Origin of the sequence: Rhodococcus sp. IEGM 27, from assembly GCF_033142305.1 — a bacterium.
Classification (GTDB): domain Bacteria; phylum Actinomycetota; class Actinomycetes; order Mycobacteriales; family Mycobacteriaceae; genus Rhodococcus_F; species Rhodococcus_F oxybenzonivorans.
The window spans coordinates 670,921-686,583 of record NZ_JAWLSG010000002.1; the positions used below are offsets into that span (position 1 = coordinate 670,921).

A 15,663-nucleotide genomic window follows, 5' to 3' on the forward strand; every position below is an offset into this window, starting at 1 on the left:
CCGGCGGAGGACTCGATGATCCGTGTCACTAGCAGGTAAGTTGGACCGCGATGACTGCAATACTGGCCGACCCCGTTTCCGAGGTAGTTGCCGCAGCCGAGAAGCTGCTCACGCGTCGTACCGGGGCACCCGTGACACTGGTAGACCCCGTCGACCTCGGCGGTAGTGGTCGTACCATCGTGCTCCGCGTACGCGTGGCCGAGAATCCGTTCTCCCTTCCGCGGACGTTGGTGATCAAGCAACTGCGTGAGGACGTCGGCGTGTCCGGCTCACGGACGGTCGATCCCGACGACCTGTCGGGCGACAGCAGTAGCGCGTTCCTCCGTGAAGCCGTGTCGTATCAATTCGCCACTGCACTGGCGACCGACAGCAGGCCGGGCGCCGAACTGCTCGCCTCCGACCTCGAGGCGCGACTCCTCGTTCTCAGCGACCTCGGTGACGCCTCGCCGATCAGTGCCCTGCTCGAGCATTCCGACGCCGATACGGTCACCAACACTTTGATGGCCATGGCACAGGCGCTGGGCCGTATGCACGCGGCCACGGTGGGACGCGAAGAGGACTTCACCGCCCTCCTTCGCCGCGCCGAGGTGGCGCACTGTGACGACACCGTCGCCGAGCAGGTTCACCGCGCGGTTCCCGAGGTGCCCCGCCTTCTCTCCCGGATCCTGGGTGTCGACGTGTCCGCGGACATGACGGCGCAGGTGGCGCGCGCCGCGAAGCTGTTCGACAGTGGCCGATTCCGGGCGTTCAGCCCCTCGGACCTGTGCCCGGACAACATCATGGTCAACGACGAGGGTGTTCGTTTCCTGGACTACGAGTGGGGTGGCTTCCGCGACGCGATGCTCGACATCGCGTATGCACTGGTCTCCTTCCCCGGTTGCCTCTGCACCGTGGAACTGTCCGACGAGCGGACGCAGGCCATGATCGAGGCCTGGCGCGCCGAGGTCGTGGGGATGTGGCCCGCGCTCGCCGACGACAACGTGCTGGCCACCCGCATGGTCGAAGCGCAGCTCATTTGGGTGTGGGTCAGCACGTATCTGTTCCTTCCGGAGAATCACAGTCGCATCGCCGCCGTGCGCGAGCATCACCTGTCGGTTCCGCGGTCCGAAGCCCTGACGCAGCGCTGGGACAGGTTGGCCCGAAGCGCCGACCACGCCGGGAACACGGTGGTCGCCCACCACGCCCGCCTCGTTGCCGACAAGCTTCGAGGTTTGTCTGTCGGGTGACGCCGACCGGCAGACCGGAGTGGGTTTCCGCGACGCGTTCCGAGTAGCGTCGAACTTGTGAGCGATCTTTTCGGTTCGGAGTTGGGCGAGGACGAGTCGGCCGGACTGTTCGAGACTGTGCGGCCCGAGGTGGAACCCGCGCCGAAATCCGGTCCCGGACACGTGGCTGTCAACCCTCACGCACCACTCGCGGTGCGGATGCGCCCGCGCACTCTCGGTGAGGTGGTCGGACAGCAGCACCTCCTGGGGCCCGGAGCGCCGCTACGGCGTCTGGTCGAGGGTTCCGGAGCAGCGTCGGTGCTGCTGTACGGCCCTCCCGGTACCGGCAAGACAACCTTGGCCTCACTCATCTCGGGGGCGACGGGCCGCCGATTCGAGGCGTTGTCCGCGCTGTCCGCGGGTGTGAAGGAAGTGCGCGGCGTCATCGAACTCGCGCGGCGGCGCCTCCTCGCGGGGGAACAGACGGTGTTGTTCATCGACGAGGTACACCGGTTCTCGAAAACCCAGCAGGACGCCCTGCTCGCTGCCGTGGAGAACCGGATCGTGCTCCTCGTTGCCGCGACCACCGAAAACCCGTCCTTCTCGGTCGTGTCACCTCTGCTGTCCCGGTCGTTGGTGCTGCAACTGCAGTCGTTGACGCCCGGCGATATCGAGGAACTCCTCGAGCGGGCGCGCACCGACGAGCGTGGATTCGGCGGTGAGATCGAGATCGCGGGCGATGCCTTGGATCATCTGGTCCGATTGGCGGCGGGCGATGCGCGTCGAGCGCTGACGGCGCTCGAGGCGGCCGCAGGGGCTGCCCTCGACCAGGCAGGCGATGCGGATCGGCCGATTCTGCTCGACCTCGCCACGGTAGAGGCCAGCGTCGACAAGGCGGCGGTCCGCTACGACCGCGACGGTGACCAGCACTACGACGTCATCAGTGCCTTCATCAAATCGATCCGTGGCTCCGACGTCGATGCCGCACTGCATTACCTCGCGCGGATGCTGACCGCGGGGGAAGACCCGCGCTTCATCGCGCGTCGGCTGGTGGTCCACGCGAGTGAAGACATCGGGATGGCCGATCCGACCGCACTGCAGACTGCCACCGCGGCCGCCCAGGCCGTGCAGCTGATCGGCATGCCCGAGGCACGCCTTGCGCTCGCCCAGGCGACCATCCACCTCGCCACCGCACCGAAGTCGGGGGCGGTGATCGCTGCGCTCGGAGCGGCGATGGCCGATGTCGCCGCGGGCAACGCAGGCCTGGTGCCCCCGCATCTGCGCGACGGGCACTACGCGGGTGCGGCGAAACTCGGCAACGCCGTCGGATATCGCTATCCCCACGACCACCCGGACGGCGTGCTGCCCCAGCAATATCCGCCGGACGAACTGGTCGGCGTCGACTACTACCAACCCACCACGCACGGTGGTGAGCGCGACATTGCGGCCCGGGTCGACAAGTTGCGTGCCATCGTCCGTGGCAAGACCCGTCCGGGTGGCCGGTTAAGCTGATTGTTGCCGAACTGCCGGGCTCCCGTGTGCCCGGCAGGACAGCACCCCGCAGTTGCCCTCGAGACAGACAATAAGGATCACTGACGTGCAGACCCACGAGATTCGCCGGCGCTTCCTCGACCATTTCGTCAAGGCAGGCCACACCGAGGTAGCCAGCGCCTCGCTGATTCTCGACGATCCGAACCTGCTGTTCGTCAACGCGGGAATGGTCCAGTTCGTGCCGTTCTTCCTGGGCCAGCAGACGCCGCCGTACTCGACGGCGACCAGTGTGCAGAAATGTGTGCGCACCCTCGACATCGAAAACGTGGGCATCACGACCCGGCACAACACGTTCTTCCAGATGGCCGGGAACTTCTCCTTCGGCGACTACTTCAAGCGGGAAGCGATCAAGCACGCCTGGGCGTTGCTGACCGGCAGCGTCGACGACGGCGGCTACGGATTCGATCCCGAGCGGATCTGGGTCACCGTCTACCTCGACGACGACGAGGCCCGCGACATCTGGCGCGACGAGGTCGGCGTTCCCGAGGCGCGGATCCAGCGCCGAGGCATGGCAGACAACTACTGGTCCATGGGCATCCCCGGGCCGTGCGGGCCCTGCTCGGAGATCTACTACGACCGCGGCCCCGAGTTTGGCAAGGAAGGCGGCCCGGAGGCCGACGAAGACCGCTACATCGAGATCTGGAATCTCGTGTTCATGCAGAACGAGCGCGGACTCGGCATCAGCAAGGACAATTTCGAGATCCTCGGCCCGCTGCCGAAGCAGAACATCGACACGGGCATGGGAGTCGAGCGCGTCGCGTTCCTGCTGCAGGGTGTCGACAATGTGTATGAAACCGACCTCGTGCGCCCCGTGATCGCGAAGGCCGAGGAGTTGTCGGGCCGCAGGTACGGCGTCAATCACGACGACGACGTCCGGTTCCGGGTGATCGCCGATCACGCGCGTACGGCGGCCATGCTCATCGCGGACGGTGTGAATCCGGGCAACGACGGACGCGGGTACGTGCTGCGCCGACTGCTGCGGCGCATCGTGCGTTCGGCGAAGTTGCTCGGTGCCGACAAGCCGAGCATGCGTGAGTTCATCACCGTCGTACGCGACACGATGGCCCCCTCGTACCCGGTCCTCGACAGCGACTTCGGCCGCATCGAGACGGTCGCGGTCGGCGAGGAGACCGCGTTCCTCAAGACCCTCACCTCGGGGTCCAAGTTGTTCGAGGGTGCCGCCGAGTCCGTGAAGGCTTCCGGGAAGTCGGTCATCGGCGGCGATCAAGCCTTTGCGCTGCACGACACCTACGGCTTCCCCATCGACCTCACCCTCGAGATGGCGGCCGAGGCTGGATTGTCGGTCGACGAAGAGGGATTCCGCACGCTGATGGCGGAGCAGCGTCAGCGTGCCAAGGACGACGCCCAGGCACGCAAGCACGCGCACGCCGACCTGACCGTCTACAAGGAACTTCTCGACCGCGGTCCCACCGAGTTCACCGGTTTCCACGAACTGGTGTCCGAGGCGCGTGTCCTCGCCCTGATCTCCAACGGGCAGCGCGTTCCCGTCGCCGCCACCGGCCAGGACGTCGAGGTCATTCTCGACCGCAGCCCGCTGTACGCGGAAGCGGGCGGCCAGATCGCAGACCTGGGCGCGTTGACCGGGCCGGGACTGCGGGTGAAGGTCAACGACGTCCAGAAAATCGCGAAGAAGCTGTGGGTCCACAAGGTCACCGTCCAGGAAGGCGAGATCACCGAAGGCGACGTCGTTCTGGCGCAGGTCGATGCCGGGTGGCGTAAGGGTGCCACCCAGGGTCACTCCGGTACGCACATGGTCCACGCCGCCCTCCGACAGGTTCTGGGGCCCAACGCCGTTCAGGCCGGTTCCTTGAACAAGCCCGGATATCTGCGGTTCGACTTCTCGTGGCAGGGTGCGCTAACCGAGTCGCAGAAGCAGGACATCGAGGTCGTGGCGAACGAGGCCGTGGCCGCCGACTACGCGGTCAACACGTTCGTCACCGACCTCGACAAGGCAAAGGCGATGGGCGCCATGGCCTTGTTCGGCGAGAACTACGGCGACGAGGTACGTGTCGTGGAGATCGGTGGACCGTTCTCCATGGAGCTGTGTGGCGGAACACACGTGGGAACCTCGGCGCAGATCGGCAACGTGACCCTCCTCGGTGAGCAGTCCGTCGGCTCGGGTGTGCGGCGTGTGGAGGCCTACGTCGGGCTGGACTCGTACCGCTACCTGGCCAAGGAACGGGCGCTGCTCGCCGGACTGTCGTCCTCGCTGAAGGTGCCCTCCGAAGAGGTGCCTGCCCGTGTCGAGGCCTTGGTCGAACGGCTTCGCGTTGCGGAGAAGGAGCTCGAACAGGCTCGGGCACAAGCAGTTCTGGCCTCCGCAGGAACCTACCTCGACAAGGCTCAGCGCGTGGGACCGGTGCTGCTGGTGGCGGACTCGGCTCCCGCCGGTGTCGGTGGCAACGACCTCCGGAGTCTCGTCACCGACATTCGCGGACGGTTCGGCACGCAGCCGGCTGTCGTCGCCCTGTTCGGCGATGCCGACGGCAAGGTTCCGTTCGTTGTCGCCGTCAACAAGGCGGCGCAGGAACTCGGAGTCGCGGCCGGTGACCTCGTGAAGGAGTTCGGCCCCCTGATCGGGGGTCGCGGCGGCGGCAAAGCGGACATGGCCCAGGGGTCCGGCTCGGACAACACCGGCATCGCGGCGGCGCTCGATGCGGTCCGAGGGGCCGTGGCGGACAAGGTAGGGAACCAGTAGCGGTGCATCGCGCGGAACAGGGCGGTCCGGATCGACCGGGCGTCGACGACCCTGGGCGCGGTCGACGCATCGGTATCGACGTGGGGAGCGTCCGGATCGGAGTCGCCTCGAGCGACCCCGACGGGGTTCTCGCCACCCCGGTCGAAACGGTTCCCCGGTCGAAGGAACGCGGCCCCGACGCGCCGGATATCCGGCGCATTGCCGACATAGTCGAGGAATACGAGGCCGTGGAGGTTATCGTCGGTCTGCCGCAGACCTTGCGGGGCGAACGAGGCAAGGCGGCCTCGATCGCTACTGTGTTCGCGAAGCGATTGCGAAGGGCGGTGGATCCGATCCCGGTGCGGATGGCGGACGAGCGTCTGACCACCGTCACCGCCACGCGGGCGCTTCGCGAGAGCGGTGTCAGTGCGAGAAGCCAGCGTACGGTGATCGACCAGGCCGCGGCGGTGGCGATCTTGCAGGGGTGGTTGGACGAGCGGAGCAGGTCGGTGAATGCAGGGGATTCAGTCGGGGACAGGCAGCAACCGGAGGCGGGCCAGTGAGCAATCATCGGCGGCCGGCAGGGGAACAGCCTGGTTTCGACTATCCTCCCCGTGAACCGCGGCGGCACCGCTATCTCGACGAGGACGAACCCGTCGAGTACGAGTCCGGCCCCGAGCGCGCTGATTTCCCGGACCGTGCCGAAGCGGCCGAACTCGGTTACCACCGCACCGGCTACACCGATTCCGCGCTCGATGATCGCGTGTACGGCCACCACCAGCCCGGTCCCGACTACCTCGCGCGCCAGGATGCGGCCCACTCGGAACCTGCGCACCACGAGCCCGTGCATCGCTACCGTGAGGACCCCCTCGACGAGCCCGCCCATGAACACACGTACGACCGGTCCGCGTACGACGAAGCTGCGTATGACCAGGCTGCGTATGACCAGGCTGCGTATGACGAGCGCGCGTATGACGAGCACGAAGTTCACGAAACCGAGTACGACGGCCTTCCGGTCGACGACCATGTCTCCGTCGAGGGGCGACATGACGCACCGTACAACAGAGCCGACGCCGCGTTCGACGAGGCCGAAACACAGGTCATCGCCGCCATTCCCGTCGAGCGTCCCGCCCCGCCGTCGCGCGTGCACGAGCGACGCGAGCAGAAGTCCCGCGGCCGGGCACGCAGGGGCAAGATCCTCGGAGCGCTGGCGGCCGCAGTCGTTCTTGTCGTCTTGGCGGGAATGGTCTTCGTCGGCGGCACGCTCTTTTTCGGTGGCCCGGACGCCCCGGCCGACTACCCGGGTCCGGGCGGACCCGAAGTCGTAGTCCAGGTCCATGCGGGGGACACCGCGGAGGAGATCGCGACCACGCTGGCCGAGCGAGACGTGGTGGCCAGCGGATCGGCCTTCTTCAACGCCGCGGTCCAGAACACTGCGATGAATTCGGTGCAGCCCGGTTTCTACAGTCTCTCGACACAGATCCCTGCCGTGGATGCCGTCCGAGAACTCGTCGATCCGGCGTCGCGTGTGGGCCAGATGATCATTTCGGAGGGCCGTCAGCTCCACGACACCACCGACGTGCAGACGGGTGCAGTGAAGAAGGGGATCTACACCCTCATCTCGGAGGCAAGCTGCCTGGGCGAAGCCGGGCAGGAACGGTGCATCAGCTACGACGAACTCAACAACGCCGGTGCGGGCGACATCGGCGCACTCGGGGTACCGGACTGGGCCAGAGATGCCGTCGCCGGCGTACCCGACCGGGACCGGCAGCTCGAGGGTCTCATCGCCGCCGGCAGCTGGGATTTCGATCCGACGGCCGGTGCTGCCGAGATCCTACGGAAGCTCGTGACCGAGAGCGCGGCGAGCTACGAGGAGACGGGCATCCTCACCGCGGGAAACGTGGTGGGCCTTTCCCCCTACCGGATGCTCATCGCTGCGTCGCTGGTGGAGCGGGAGGCGATGCCCGAAGACTTCGCGAAGGTGGCGCGTGTCATCTTGAACCGCCTGGCAGTCAACCAGGCGCTGCAGTTCGACTCGACGGTCAACTATGCGCTCGACACGACGGAGTTGGCCACCACCGATGCGGATCGGGCGACGGTCACCCCGTGGAATACCTACGCCAGCCCCGGTTTGCCGGCCACCCCGATCTCGTCGCCGAGTATCGCGGCCCTGCAGGCCGTCGAATCCCCGGAGCCGGGGGACTGGATCTATTTCGTGACCGTGGACGCGAAGGGGACGACGCTGTTCACCAAGAGTTATGAGGAGCACTTGTCCAACATCGACCAGGCGCTGAACAACGGGATCCTCGACAGTGGACGGTGACGTGAGGTCGGCACGCAAGGCTGCTGTCCTGGGAAGCCCGATCGCCCACTCGCGGTCTCCGCAGCTGCATCTCGCGGCGTATCGGGCGCTGGGACTGACCGACTGGACCTACGAGCGCATCGAGTGCGACGGGGAACGTCTTCCGGGTCTCGTGTCCGGTCTCGGCCCGGAGTGGGTGGGCCTGTCGGTCACGATGCCGGGCAAGATTGCGGCGCTCGACTTCGCCACCGAGCGGACCGAGCGCGCGGTGACGATCGGCTCCGCCAACACGCTGGTTCGCATTGAGGGCGGATGGCGTGCGGACTGCACCGATGTGGACGGCGTCCGGGGTGCTTTGACCGCGGGCGGGATCGGCACGATTGCCGGAGCCGACGCCGTGGTCGTGGGCGCGGGTGGGACGGCGAGGCCGGCGCTGGTGGCACTCGCCGACATGGGTGTGAAGAGCGTCACCGTGGTGGCCCGGAACGAGGGTCGGGCCGCGGGCGCGCTGGCCTGTGCCGAGGCGATCGGTCTCGAGGTTCGACTCCTCGGCTTCGACAGCCGCGAACTTGCCGCGCGGTGCGCCGGAGCGGCCGCCCTCGTCAGCACCGTGCCGTCCGCCGCAATCATCGACTGTGCGGATGTCCTCGGACAGGCGCCGTTCGTGCTGGACGCGATCTACGACCCGTGGCCGACGCCGTTGGCCGCCGCAGTAGAGGCTGCCGGTGGAACGGTGGTCGGCGGGTTGTCGATGCTTCTCCACCAGGCCTTCGGGCAAGTGGAGCAGTTTACCGGCCGGCCTGCGCCGAGAGAGGCGATGGCGGCCGCATTGGGCTAGTTGTCCACAGGCCCGGTTTTCTCCACAAGCCAGGGAGTTTCTGCACGTCGCCGACGACGAGGCTTGGCGAGCACCGGTCACGCTGTGTCCATGTGGTGGCTCATCTCGGTCGGCGTACTCGCCGGCGCAGGCGCAGGATGGTGCGCGCGGCGTACGGCGACGAGGTTCGTCGGCGGCGCGGCCGTGCGACGCGGATGGTGTGAAAGTTCGTGCGCTGCGGGCGTGGCGGTCGCGGTGTGGTGCGGATCCTCGGGCCGGGAACCGGAACCCGCGTTGGTACCTGCCGCTGTCCTGCTGGGATGGTGGTGCGTCAGCCTCGCCGCTACGGACTGGTGTGCACGCAGATTGCCGAACATCCTGACTCTGCCCGGATTCGCGGTGGTCGTCGTTCTTGCGGGTATTACCGGTCAGGCGCCGGCCGCAGTGATCGGGGGTGTACTGCTCGCGGCGGCGTATCTCCTTCTGTATCTCTGCGCGCCCGGATCGCTGGGGGCGGGTGACGTCAAGCTCGCGCTGGGTGTGGGCGCGCTGGCCGCACTGGGTGGGGGAGGAGCCTGGGTGTGGGCCGCCCTCCTGGCACCGGCGTTCACGGCCGCTGCGGGGTGCGTCGCACTGGTCAGGGCACGTTCGCGGCCTTCGCGCCCGGAGTCGGACGCGGCATCTCCGACGAGTGTTCCCCACGGGCCGGCCATGTGCGCCGCGACCGTCCTCGCGCTGCTGGCCACGCACCTTCCGTGAGCACCGCCTTCGGTCCGCGCCGGGTTGGGAGGACCACCGTCACTGCGGGTCGCGGCGACGTGGAAGGATATTGGTCGTGCTGCGCTGGATAACTGCCGGAGAATCCCATGGTCCCGCCCTCGTTGCGATGCTCGAGGGAATGGTTGCGGGCGTCGAAGTGACGTCCCAGGACATCTCGACTCAACTCGCGCGACGGCGTCTCGGTTACGGGCGCGGCGCACGCATGAAGTTCGAGGCCGACAAGGTCACCATCGTCGGAGGTGTGCGCCACGGTCGGACGCTCGGCGGGCCGATCGCGGTCGAGGTGGGCAACACCGAGTGGCCCAAGTGGGAAACCATCATGTCCGCCGATCCGGTGGATCCCGACCTGCTCGCCGATCAGGCGCGGAACGCACCCCTCACCCGCCCGCGACCCGGGCACGCCGACTACTCCGGCATGCTCAAGTACGGTTTCGACGACGCCCGTCCCGTTCTCGAACGGGCGAGCGCGCGTGAAACCGCGGCGCGCGTCGCGGCTGCGACCTTCGCCCGCAACTTCCTCCGCCAGGTATTCGGCGTCGAGGTGCTCTCACACGTCATTTCCATCGGTGCGTCCGATCCGTACGTCGGTGTCGAGCCGACGGCGTTCGACGTCGCGGCCATCGATGCCAGCCCGGTGCGCGCATTCGACAAGGCGGCCGAAGAATCGATGATCGCCGAGATCGAGGCGGCCAAGCGCGACGGCGACACCCTCGGCGGGGTCGTCGAGGTGGTCGTGCACGGGCTCCCCGTGGGTCTCGGCTCGTTCATCAGTGGCGCGGATCGTCTCGACGCCCGCCTCGCATCGGCGCTCATGGGCATTCAGGCGATCAAGGGTGTCGAGGTCGGCGACGGTTTCGAGACCGCCCGCCGCCGCGGCAGCCAGGCCCACGACGAGATGCGCCCGGGTCCCGATGGCATTCTGCGATCCACCAATCGCGCCGGCGGGCTCGAAGGCGGCATGACCAACGGTGAGGCACTGCGCGTCCGCGCCGCGATGAAGCCGATCTCGACCGTTCCCCGCGCCCTTTCCACCGTCGACATGTCGACGGGTGAAGAAGCCGTCGCGATTCATCAGCGCTCCGACGTATGTGCCGTGCCCGCCGCAGGTGTCGTGGCGGAGGCCATGGTCGCGCTGGTTGTGGCCCAGGCTGCACTCGAGAAGTTCGGCGGCGACTCCATTGCCGAGACGGCCGCGAACTTCGAGCGTTACGCCTCCGGTGTCGCCGCGCGGCTCGCGCGATGACCGCCGCGTCCGCCGTCGAAACGAGGCGGTGACGGGCCGTGGCACCGAAAGCTGTGCTCGTCGGCCCCCCGGGAGCGGGTAAGTCGACCATCGGCCGACGTCTTGCGCAGGCCCTCGACCTGCCGCTGTTCGACACCGATGCGGCGGTCGAGGAGGAAGCGGGGCGCACCATCGCGGAGATCTTCGTCGAAGACGGCGAGCCCGCATTCCGCGCCCTCGAGGAGGAGATCGTCCGCAAGGCGATCGAGAGTTCCGAGGGTATCGTCTCGCTCGGAGGCGGCTCGATACTGTCCGAGCGCACTCGGGCACTCCTGAAGGGCCACACGGTGATCTACCTGGAGATCAGCGTGGGTGAGGGCCTGAAACGGACAGGAACGAGCACTGCACGCCCCCTGCTCGCCGGTGGCGACCCCCGCGAAAAGTACGCCGAGTTGATGCGCAAACGTCGGCCGTTGTATCGCGAGGTGGCGTCCATTCGGATACGAACGGACGGACGTAGCCCAGCGCGGGTGGTGCAGCAGTTGGTCGCGAAGCTTGCCGGATGAGGTGCGACCCCGGCGGAACAGGTGATCCGAGAACATCGGACGAGACGGAGCGGAGCAGACAGTGACCGAACCGGTACGTGTACAGGTGCAGACGGCACACCCCTACCCGGTGATCATCGGGCGCGGTCTGCTCGGTGAGCTGGTGGACGAGCTCGCCGGAACCAGGACGGTGGCGATCTTCCATCAGCCGCCGCTGGCCGAAACGGCGGAGGCAGTGCGAGCGGCACTCGCCGAGAAGGGCATCGACGCTCACCGGATCGAAATTCCGGACGCCGAGGACGGTAAAGATCTGGCCGTGGCCGGCTTTTGCTGGGAGGTGCTCGGCCGGATCGGACTCACCCGCAGTGACGCCGTCGTCTCCCTGGGCGGCGGCGCGGCCACCGACCTCGCCGGATTCGTCGCAGCCACCTGGATGCGCGGAGTGCGGGTGGTCCATGTGCCGACGACCTTGCTCGCCATGGTCGACGCCGCGGTCGGCGGAAAGACAGGAATCAACACCGAGGCGGGCAAGAACCTTGTCGGTTCGTTCCACGAGCCGTCGGCCGTGCTCATCGACCTCGTGACACTGGAGACCGTGCCCCGCAACGAGATCGTCGCCGGGATGGCGGAGGTCATCAAGACCGGATTCATCGCCGACCCCGTGATCCTCGACCTCATCGAGAGTGACCCCGAGGCGGCGCTCGACCCGACCGGGTCCGTGCTGCCGGAACTGATCAAGCGTTCGGTGGAGGTGAAGGCCAAAGTTGTGGCGGCCGATCTCCGCGAATCCGATCTGCGGGAAATCCTCAACTACGGGCACACGCTGGGTCATGCGATCGAGCGGCGCGAGCGCTACCGCTGGCGTCACGGCGCCGCGGTGTCGGTCGGACTGGTGTTCGCGGCCGAGCTCGGCCGTCTGGCCGGCCGGCTCGACGACGAGACCGCCGATCGGCACCGCCGGATCCTCGAACTGGTCGGACTCCCCACGACGTACGACGCGGACGCGTTCGGTCAGCTGGTCGAGGGAATGCAGACCGACAAGAAGAACCGCGCCGGCGTGCTGCGGTTCGTGGTTCTCGACGGACTGGCAAAGCCCGGACGTCTGGAGGGCCCCGACCCGTCCTTGCTCGTCGCGGCGTACTCGGCCGTCGCCCGCGAGGAGACCGCCGGCGGCGCAGTACTTCTCTGACCCAGAAACACGACACTTCTCTGACGCCGAGGCACGCCGCGGCGGAGGCGAGCACCCGCTCACCTCCGCCGCGGCGGCGCCTTCGGACCAGACCGACCCGTGCGGTCTACTCGCCGCGTTTCGGCTCTTCGGGGTTGCGCTTGCCGAGGTCGACGGGTTCCTGCCAGGTGGTGTCCTGCCCCTCGCCGGCATCGAGGTCCGAGGTGTCCTGGCGGTAGTTGTGTACCGGTTCGAAAACCGCGGTGTCGGCATCGGGATCGGCGTAACCGGTCTGGTCGTGCGTTCCGTCCGGATAGTGCTGCCCATAGCCGTTGTCGTCGGCGACAGCAGCGGCTGCCGTACCTCCCGCTGCTGCGCCTACCGCCGATCCGGCGCCCCTCCGGGCATCTCGGTCGCCGCCACGCCCCTGCGATGCCTTCTTGGCGTCACGCCCGGCAAAGAAACGGCCCAGGAAGACGGCCAGCATGGCCGGAACGAAGATGAGCAGGACAGTGAAGGCGGCACCGGAGGTGATTTCGAAGAAGAACGAGTTCTGCGTGACGTTGAGGGAGGGCAACAGATCGGCCAGCCAGCTGCCGACCCCCGCAACGATGCCGCCGAGCAACGCTGCCTTCAGCCACAGCATGGTGAGGTCGGCACCCTGGTCGGGGTCCGGGTTGCGATGCCGGTCCCGGATGCCGTCGATACCCGCCCAGATCAACGCCACCAACACCACGACCAGGAGCGCCACCCACCTCAGGATCGAACCTTGGAGGGGCCACTGTGTGATCGCCGCACCGAGCAACACACGAACCAAAATATGTATCAGGGCCATCCCGAGGCCGCGTACCACCCACGCATTCATGGGCACAGCGTAACGAGAAGGTTTTCCGGCGTGTGGTCTAACCCACAGACGCGCTGTCTGCAACCTGTTCTCACCGCCGATGGTGGTCGATTTCGGCGCCGTCGCGCGGGTCGTGTCCCTCGTCAGCGGGGCGGGTGGCAATGCCGGTACGTTTGCTCTCATGCCTGCTGATCATGGTTCGCGGCGCGCGGCACTGCGCGCGGCGCTCGCCGCCCGCGATCTCGACGCACTTCTCGTGACGGATCTGGTGAACGTGCGGTACCTCACCGGCTTCACCGGGTCCAATGCCGCAGTGCTCGTCGACGCGGCGGACGCCGACGGCGCCGAGGAACGCACGGTGATCTGCACGGACGGGCGCTACCTCACCCAGGTGGCCGAGCAGGTACCCGACCTCCGGGCCGAAATCGCCCGCGCCAGCGCCGCCCACCTCGTCGAGTCGGTCGCCCGCCGGACGGCGTCGTCGCTCGCCTTCGAAAGTCATGTCGTCACGGTGGACGAGTTCGCAGCGTGGTCGCTGCTCGCCCCGGATACGCGTCTGGAACCGGTTCCCGGGCTGGTGGAGGAGCTACGCATGGTGAAGGACGACTATGAAGTGGAGTTGCTCCGGGCCGCGTGCACTGCCGCCGACGCCGCGCTCGCCGACCTTCTCGAGCGTGGCGGACTCCGGCCGGGACGCACCGAGAAAGAGGTGGGGCGCGAGCTCGAGGCTTTGATGCTCGATCACGGTGCCGACGGCATCTCATTCGAGACGATCGTCGCGGCGGGTGCCCATTCCGCAATTCCCCACCACCGTCCCACCTCGGCGGTGCTGCAGCGCGGCGACTTCGTCAAACTGGATTTCGGGGCCGAGGTCGGCGGCTACCACTCGGACATGACGCGCACGTACATCCTCGAACAGGCAGCCGACTGGCAACGGGAGGTGTACGCCCTGGTCGCCCGCTCGCAGGCGGCCGGATGTGCCGCCCTGCGGCCGGGCGCCGAGGTCACCGCCGTCGACGCGGCAGCCCGCAGCGTGATCGAGGAAGCAGGCTACGGAGAGCTGTTCCTGCACGGGCTCGGGCACGGCGTCGGCCTGCAAATCCACGAAGCACCCGGAATCGGCAAGCTGGGCACCGGTACACTTCTGGACGGTGCGGCGGTGACCGTCGAGCCGGGCGTGTATTTCTCCGGGCGCGGAGGCGTGCGGATCGAGGACACGCTCGTGGTTCGGGAGCAGGGTCCGGAGCTACTCACCCTCACCACCAAAGACCTGACTGTCGTGTAGACGGTTTCGACCTTATCGAGGAGACGCGAAGCAAGTGGCTTCCACTAGTGATTTCAAGAACGGCCTGGTCCTGCAGATCGAGGGCCAGCTGTGGACGATTATCGAGTTCCAGCACGTCAAGCCGGGCAAGGGCCCCGCATTCGTGCGAACCAAGCTGAAGAACGTGCTGTCGGGCAAGGTCGTCGACAAGACCTTCAACGCCGGCGTCAAGGTCGAGACTGCCACCGTCGACCGACGCGACATGACGTACCTCTACCACGACGGCAGCGACTACATCTTCATGGACGGTGACACCTACGACCAGATCTCGATCAACGAGGCGACAGTCGGCGACGGTGCACGCTTCATGCTCGAGAACATGGCGGTCCAGGTTGCCGTGCACGAGGACGTCCCGCTTTTCGTCGAACTGCCCGTCACGGTGGAGCTCGAGGTCAAGCACACCGATCCGGGTCTGCAGGGCGACCGCTCCACCGGTGGAACCAAGCCCGCCACCCTCGAGACCGGTGCCGAAATTCAGGTGCCGCTGTTCATCAACACCGGCGACAAGTTGAAGGTCGATTCCCGCGACGGCAACTACCTCGGGCGTGTGAATTCCTGAGTGTCCGGTACCCATAAGAAGCTCGGCGCACGGCACAAGGCCCGTAAGCGCGCCGTCGACTTCCTCTTCGAAGCGGAAGCGCGCGACCTCGACCCGGTCGATCTCGCGACCGAGCGGGCGGACATGTCCGGCAAGGACGAGTCCGTTGCGCCCGTCGCCCCGTACACCGTCACCGTGGTCACCGGCGTGGCCGAAAACCTCGACCGGATCGATGCGGTGATCTCCTCGCACCTGCAGGACTGGACGCTCGAGCGGCTACCGGCGGTGGACCGGGCGATTCTGCGGATCGCCGTGTGGGAGCTGTTCCATGCCACCGATGTCCCGCCGGTCGTGGCGGTGGACGAAGCGGTCGAGTTGGCCAAACAGCTTTCCACCGACGACTCGCCGGGATTCGTCAACGGCGTCCTCGGCCAGGTCGTGCTGGTTGCCCCGCAGGTGCGGTCCGCTGCCGCGGCCACCTCCCGGCGTGCCGAATCAGGAAGCGACGAGCCGGAAGATCCGCGTTCGTAGGTCCATCTGCCTCACTCCGGTCCCGCGGCGTACCTCAGGCCGAGTGGCGCGCGGGAACCGGAGGCCGGGGTCCCGGCCTGGCGCAACTCGGCGCGCTGCTAAGCTGGCCGCGTCAGGCATCCTTTAACGATCCGTCCA

14 protein-coding genes are annotated in these 15,663 nt (G+C 67.3%); 13 read left to right on the plus strand and 1 reads right to left on the minus strand.

Annotated features, from left to right (window positions below; translation table 11 throughout):
- Positions 1–50: 50 nt before the first annotated feature.
- The 10 genes from R4P95_RS09545 to aroB all read left to right on the plus strand — a co-directional run bounded on the left by R4P95_RS09545 (position 51) and on the right by aroB (position 12,309).
- Positions 51–1,226, plus strand: a complete 1,176-nt coding sequence (locus tag R4P95_RS09545; protein WP_159922713.1) for a phosphotransferase family protein — start codon at positions 51–53, stop codon at positions 1,224–1,226.
- A gap of 57 nt (positions 1,227–1,283) precedes the next feature.
- Positions 1,284–2,717: a replication-associated recombination protein A gene (locus tag R4P95_RS09550; RefSeq protein ID WP_159922711.1), complete on the plus strand. Its 1,434-nt coding sequence runs from the start codon at positions 1,284–1,286 to the stop codon at positions 2,715–2,717.
- A gap of 85 nt (positions 2,718–2,802) precedes the next feature.
- Positions 2,803–5,475 carry an alanine--tRNA ligase gene (alaS, locus tag R4P95_RS09555; protein WP_317745004.1) on the plus strand — a complete coding sequence of 891 codons (2,673 nt, stop codon included), beginning with the start codon at positions 2,803–2,805 and terminating at the stop codon, positions 5,473–5,475.
- A gap of 2 nt (positions 5,476–5,477) precedes the next feature.
- Positions 5,478–6,017, plus strand: coding sequence for a Holliday junction resolvase RuvX (gene ruvX, locus R4P95_RS09560; RefSeq protein ID WP_109330305.1), 540 nt, complete (start codon positions 5,478–5,480; stop codon positions 6,015–6,017).
- Positions 6,014–7,777: an endolytic transglycosylase MltG gene (locus R4P95_RS09565; RefSeq protein ID WP_317745003.1), complete on the plus strand. Its 1,764-nt coding sequence runs from the start codon at positions 6,014–6,016 to the stop codon at positions 7,775–7,777. The genes ruvX and R4P95_RS09565 overlap by 4 nt, the downstream gene beginning before the upstream one ends.
- Position 7,778: 1 nt before the next feature.
- Positions 7,779–8,594, plus strand: coding sequence for a shikimate dehydrogenase (locus R4P95_RS09570; protein WP_374434552.1), 816 nt, complete (start codon positions 7,779–7,781; stop codon positions 8,592–8,594).
- A 90-nt stretch (positions 8,595–8,684) separates the two neighbouring features.
- Positions 8,685–9,332: an A24 family peptidase gene (locus R4P95_RS09575; protein WP_213571958.1), complete on the plus strand. Its 648-nt coding sequence runs from the start codon at positions 8,685–8,687 to the stop codon at positions 9,330–9,332.
- A gap of 76 nt (positions 9,333–9,408) precedes the next feature.
- Complete coding sequence (aroC, locus tag R4P95_RS09580; protein ID WP_317745002.1) at positions 9,409–10,596, plus strand: chorismate synthase; 1,188 nt, start codon at positions 9,409–9,411, stop codon at positions 10,594–10,596.
- Positions 10,597–10,634: 38 nt separating this feature from the next.
- Entirely contained in the window at positions 10,635–11,141 is a 507-nt protein-coding gene (locus tag R4P95_RS09585; RefSeq protein WP_109330295.1) for a shikimate kinase, read from the plus strand.
- Positions 11,142–11,202: 61 nt separating this feature from the next.
- Complete coding sequence (aroB, locus tag R4P95_RS09590; protein ID WP_109330293.1) at positions 11,203–12,309, plus strand: 3-dehydroquinate synthase; 1,107 nt, start codon at positions 11,203–11,205, stop codon at positions 12,307–12,309.
- A 106-nt stretch (positions 12,310–12,415) separates the two neighbouring features.
- Here aroB and R4P95_RS09595 read toward each other — a convergent pair whose 3' ends face one another.
- Positions 12,416–13,153, minus strand: a complete 738-nt coding sequence (locus R4P95_RS09595) for a B-4DMT family transporter (protein ID WP_317745001.1) — start codon at positions 13,151–13,153, stop codon at positions 12,416–12,418.
- Positions 13,154–13,313: 160 nt separating this feature from the next.
- Between R4P95_RS09595 and R4P95_RS09600 the strand changes: the two genes are divergently transcribed.
- The 3 genes from R4P95_RS09600 to nusB are packed head-to-tail and all read left to right on the plus strand — an operon-like array spanning position 13,314 to position 15,525.
- A complete protein-coding gene (locus R4P95_RS09600) occupies positions 13,314–14,417 on the plus strand; it encodes an aminopeptidase P family protein (RefSeq protein WP_213571961.1) in 1,104 nt (367 codons plus the stop codon).
- Between the two features lie 34 nt (positions 14,418–14,451).
- Positions 14,452–15,015 (plus strand): elongation factor P, encoded by a 564-nt coding sequence (efp, locus tag R4P95_RS09605; protein ID WP_109330289.1) that lies wholly within the window; start codon positions 14,452–14,454, stop codon positions 15,013–15,015.
- Complete coding sequence (nusB, locus tag R4P95_RS09610; RefSeq protein ID WP_213571962.1) at positions 15,016–15,525, plus strand: transcription antitermination factor NusB; 510 nt, start codon at positions 15,016–15,018, stop codon at positions 15,523–15,525. It begins immediately after the preceding gene.
- Positions 15,526–15,663 lie beyond the last annotated feature (138 nt).

Excerpts from the sequence above, each read along its gene's own strand:
- R4P95_RS09545 (WP_159922713.1), top strand. The coding sequence starts at position 51 with ATGACTGCAATACTGGCCGACCCCGTTTCCGAGGTAGTTGCCGCAGCC.
- R4P95_RS09575 (WP_213571958.1), top strand. The coding sequence starts at position 8,685 with ATGTGGTGGCTCATCTCGGTCGGCGTACTCGCCGGCGCAGGCGCAGGA.
- R4P95_RS09595 (WP_317745001.1), bottom strand. The coding sequence starts at position 13,153 with ATGAATGCGTGGGTGGTACGCGGCCTCGGGATGGCCCTGATACATATT.
- R4P95_RS09600 (WP_213571961.1), top strand. The coding sequence starts at position 13,314 with ATGCCTGCTGATCATGGTTCGCGGCGCGCGGCACTGCGCGCGGCGCTC.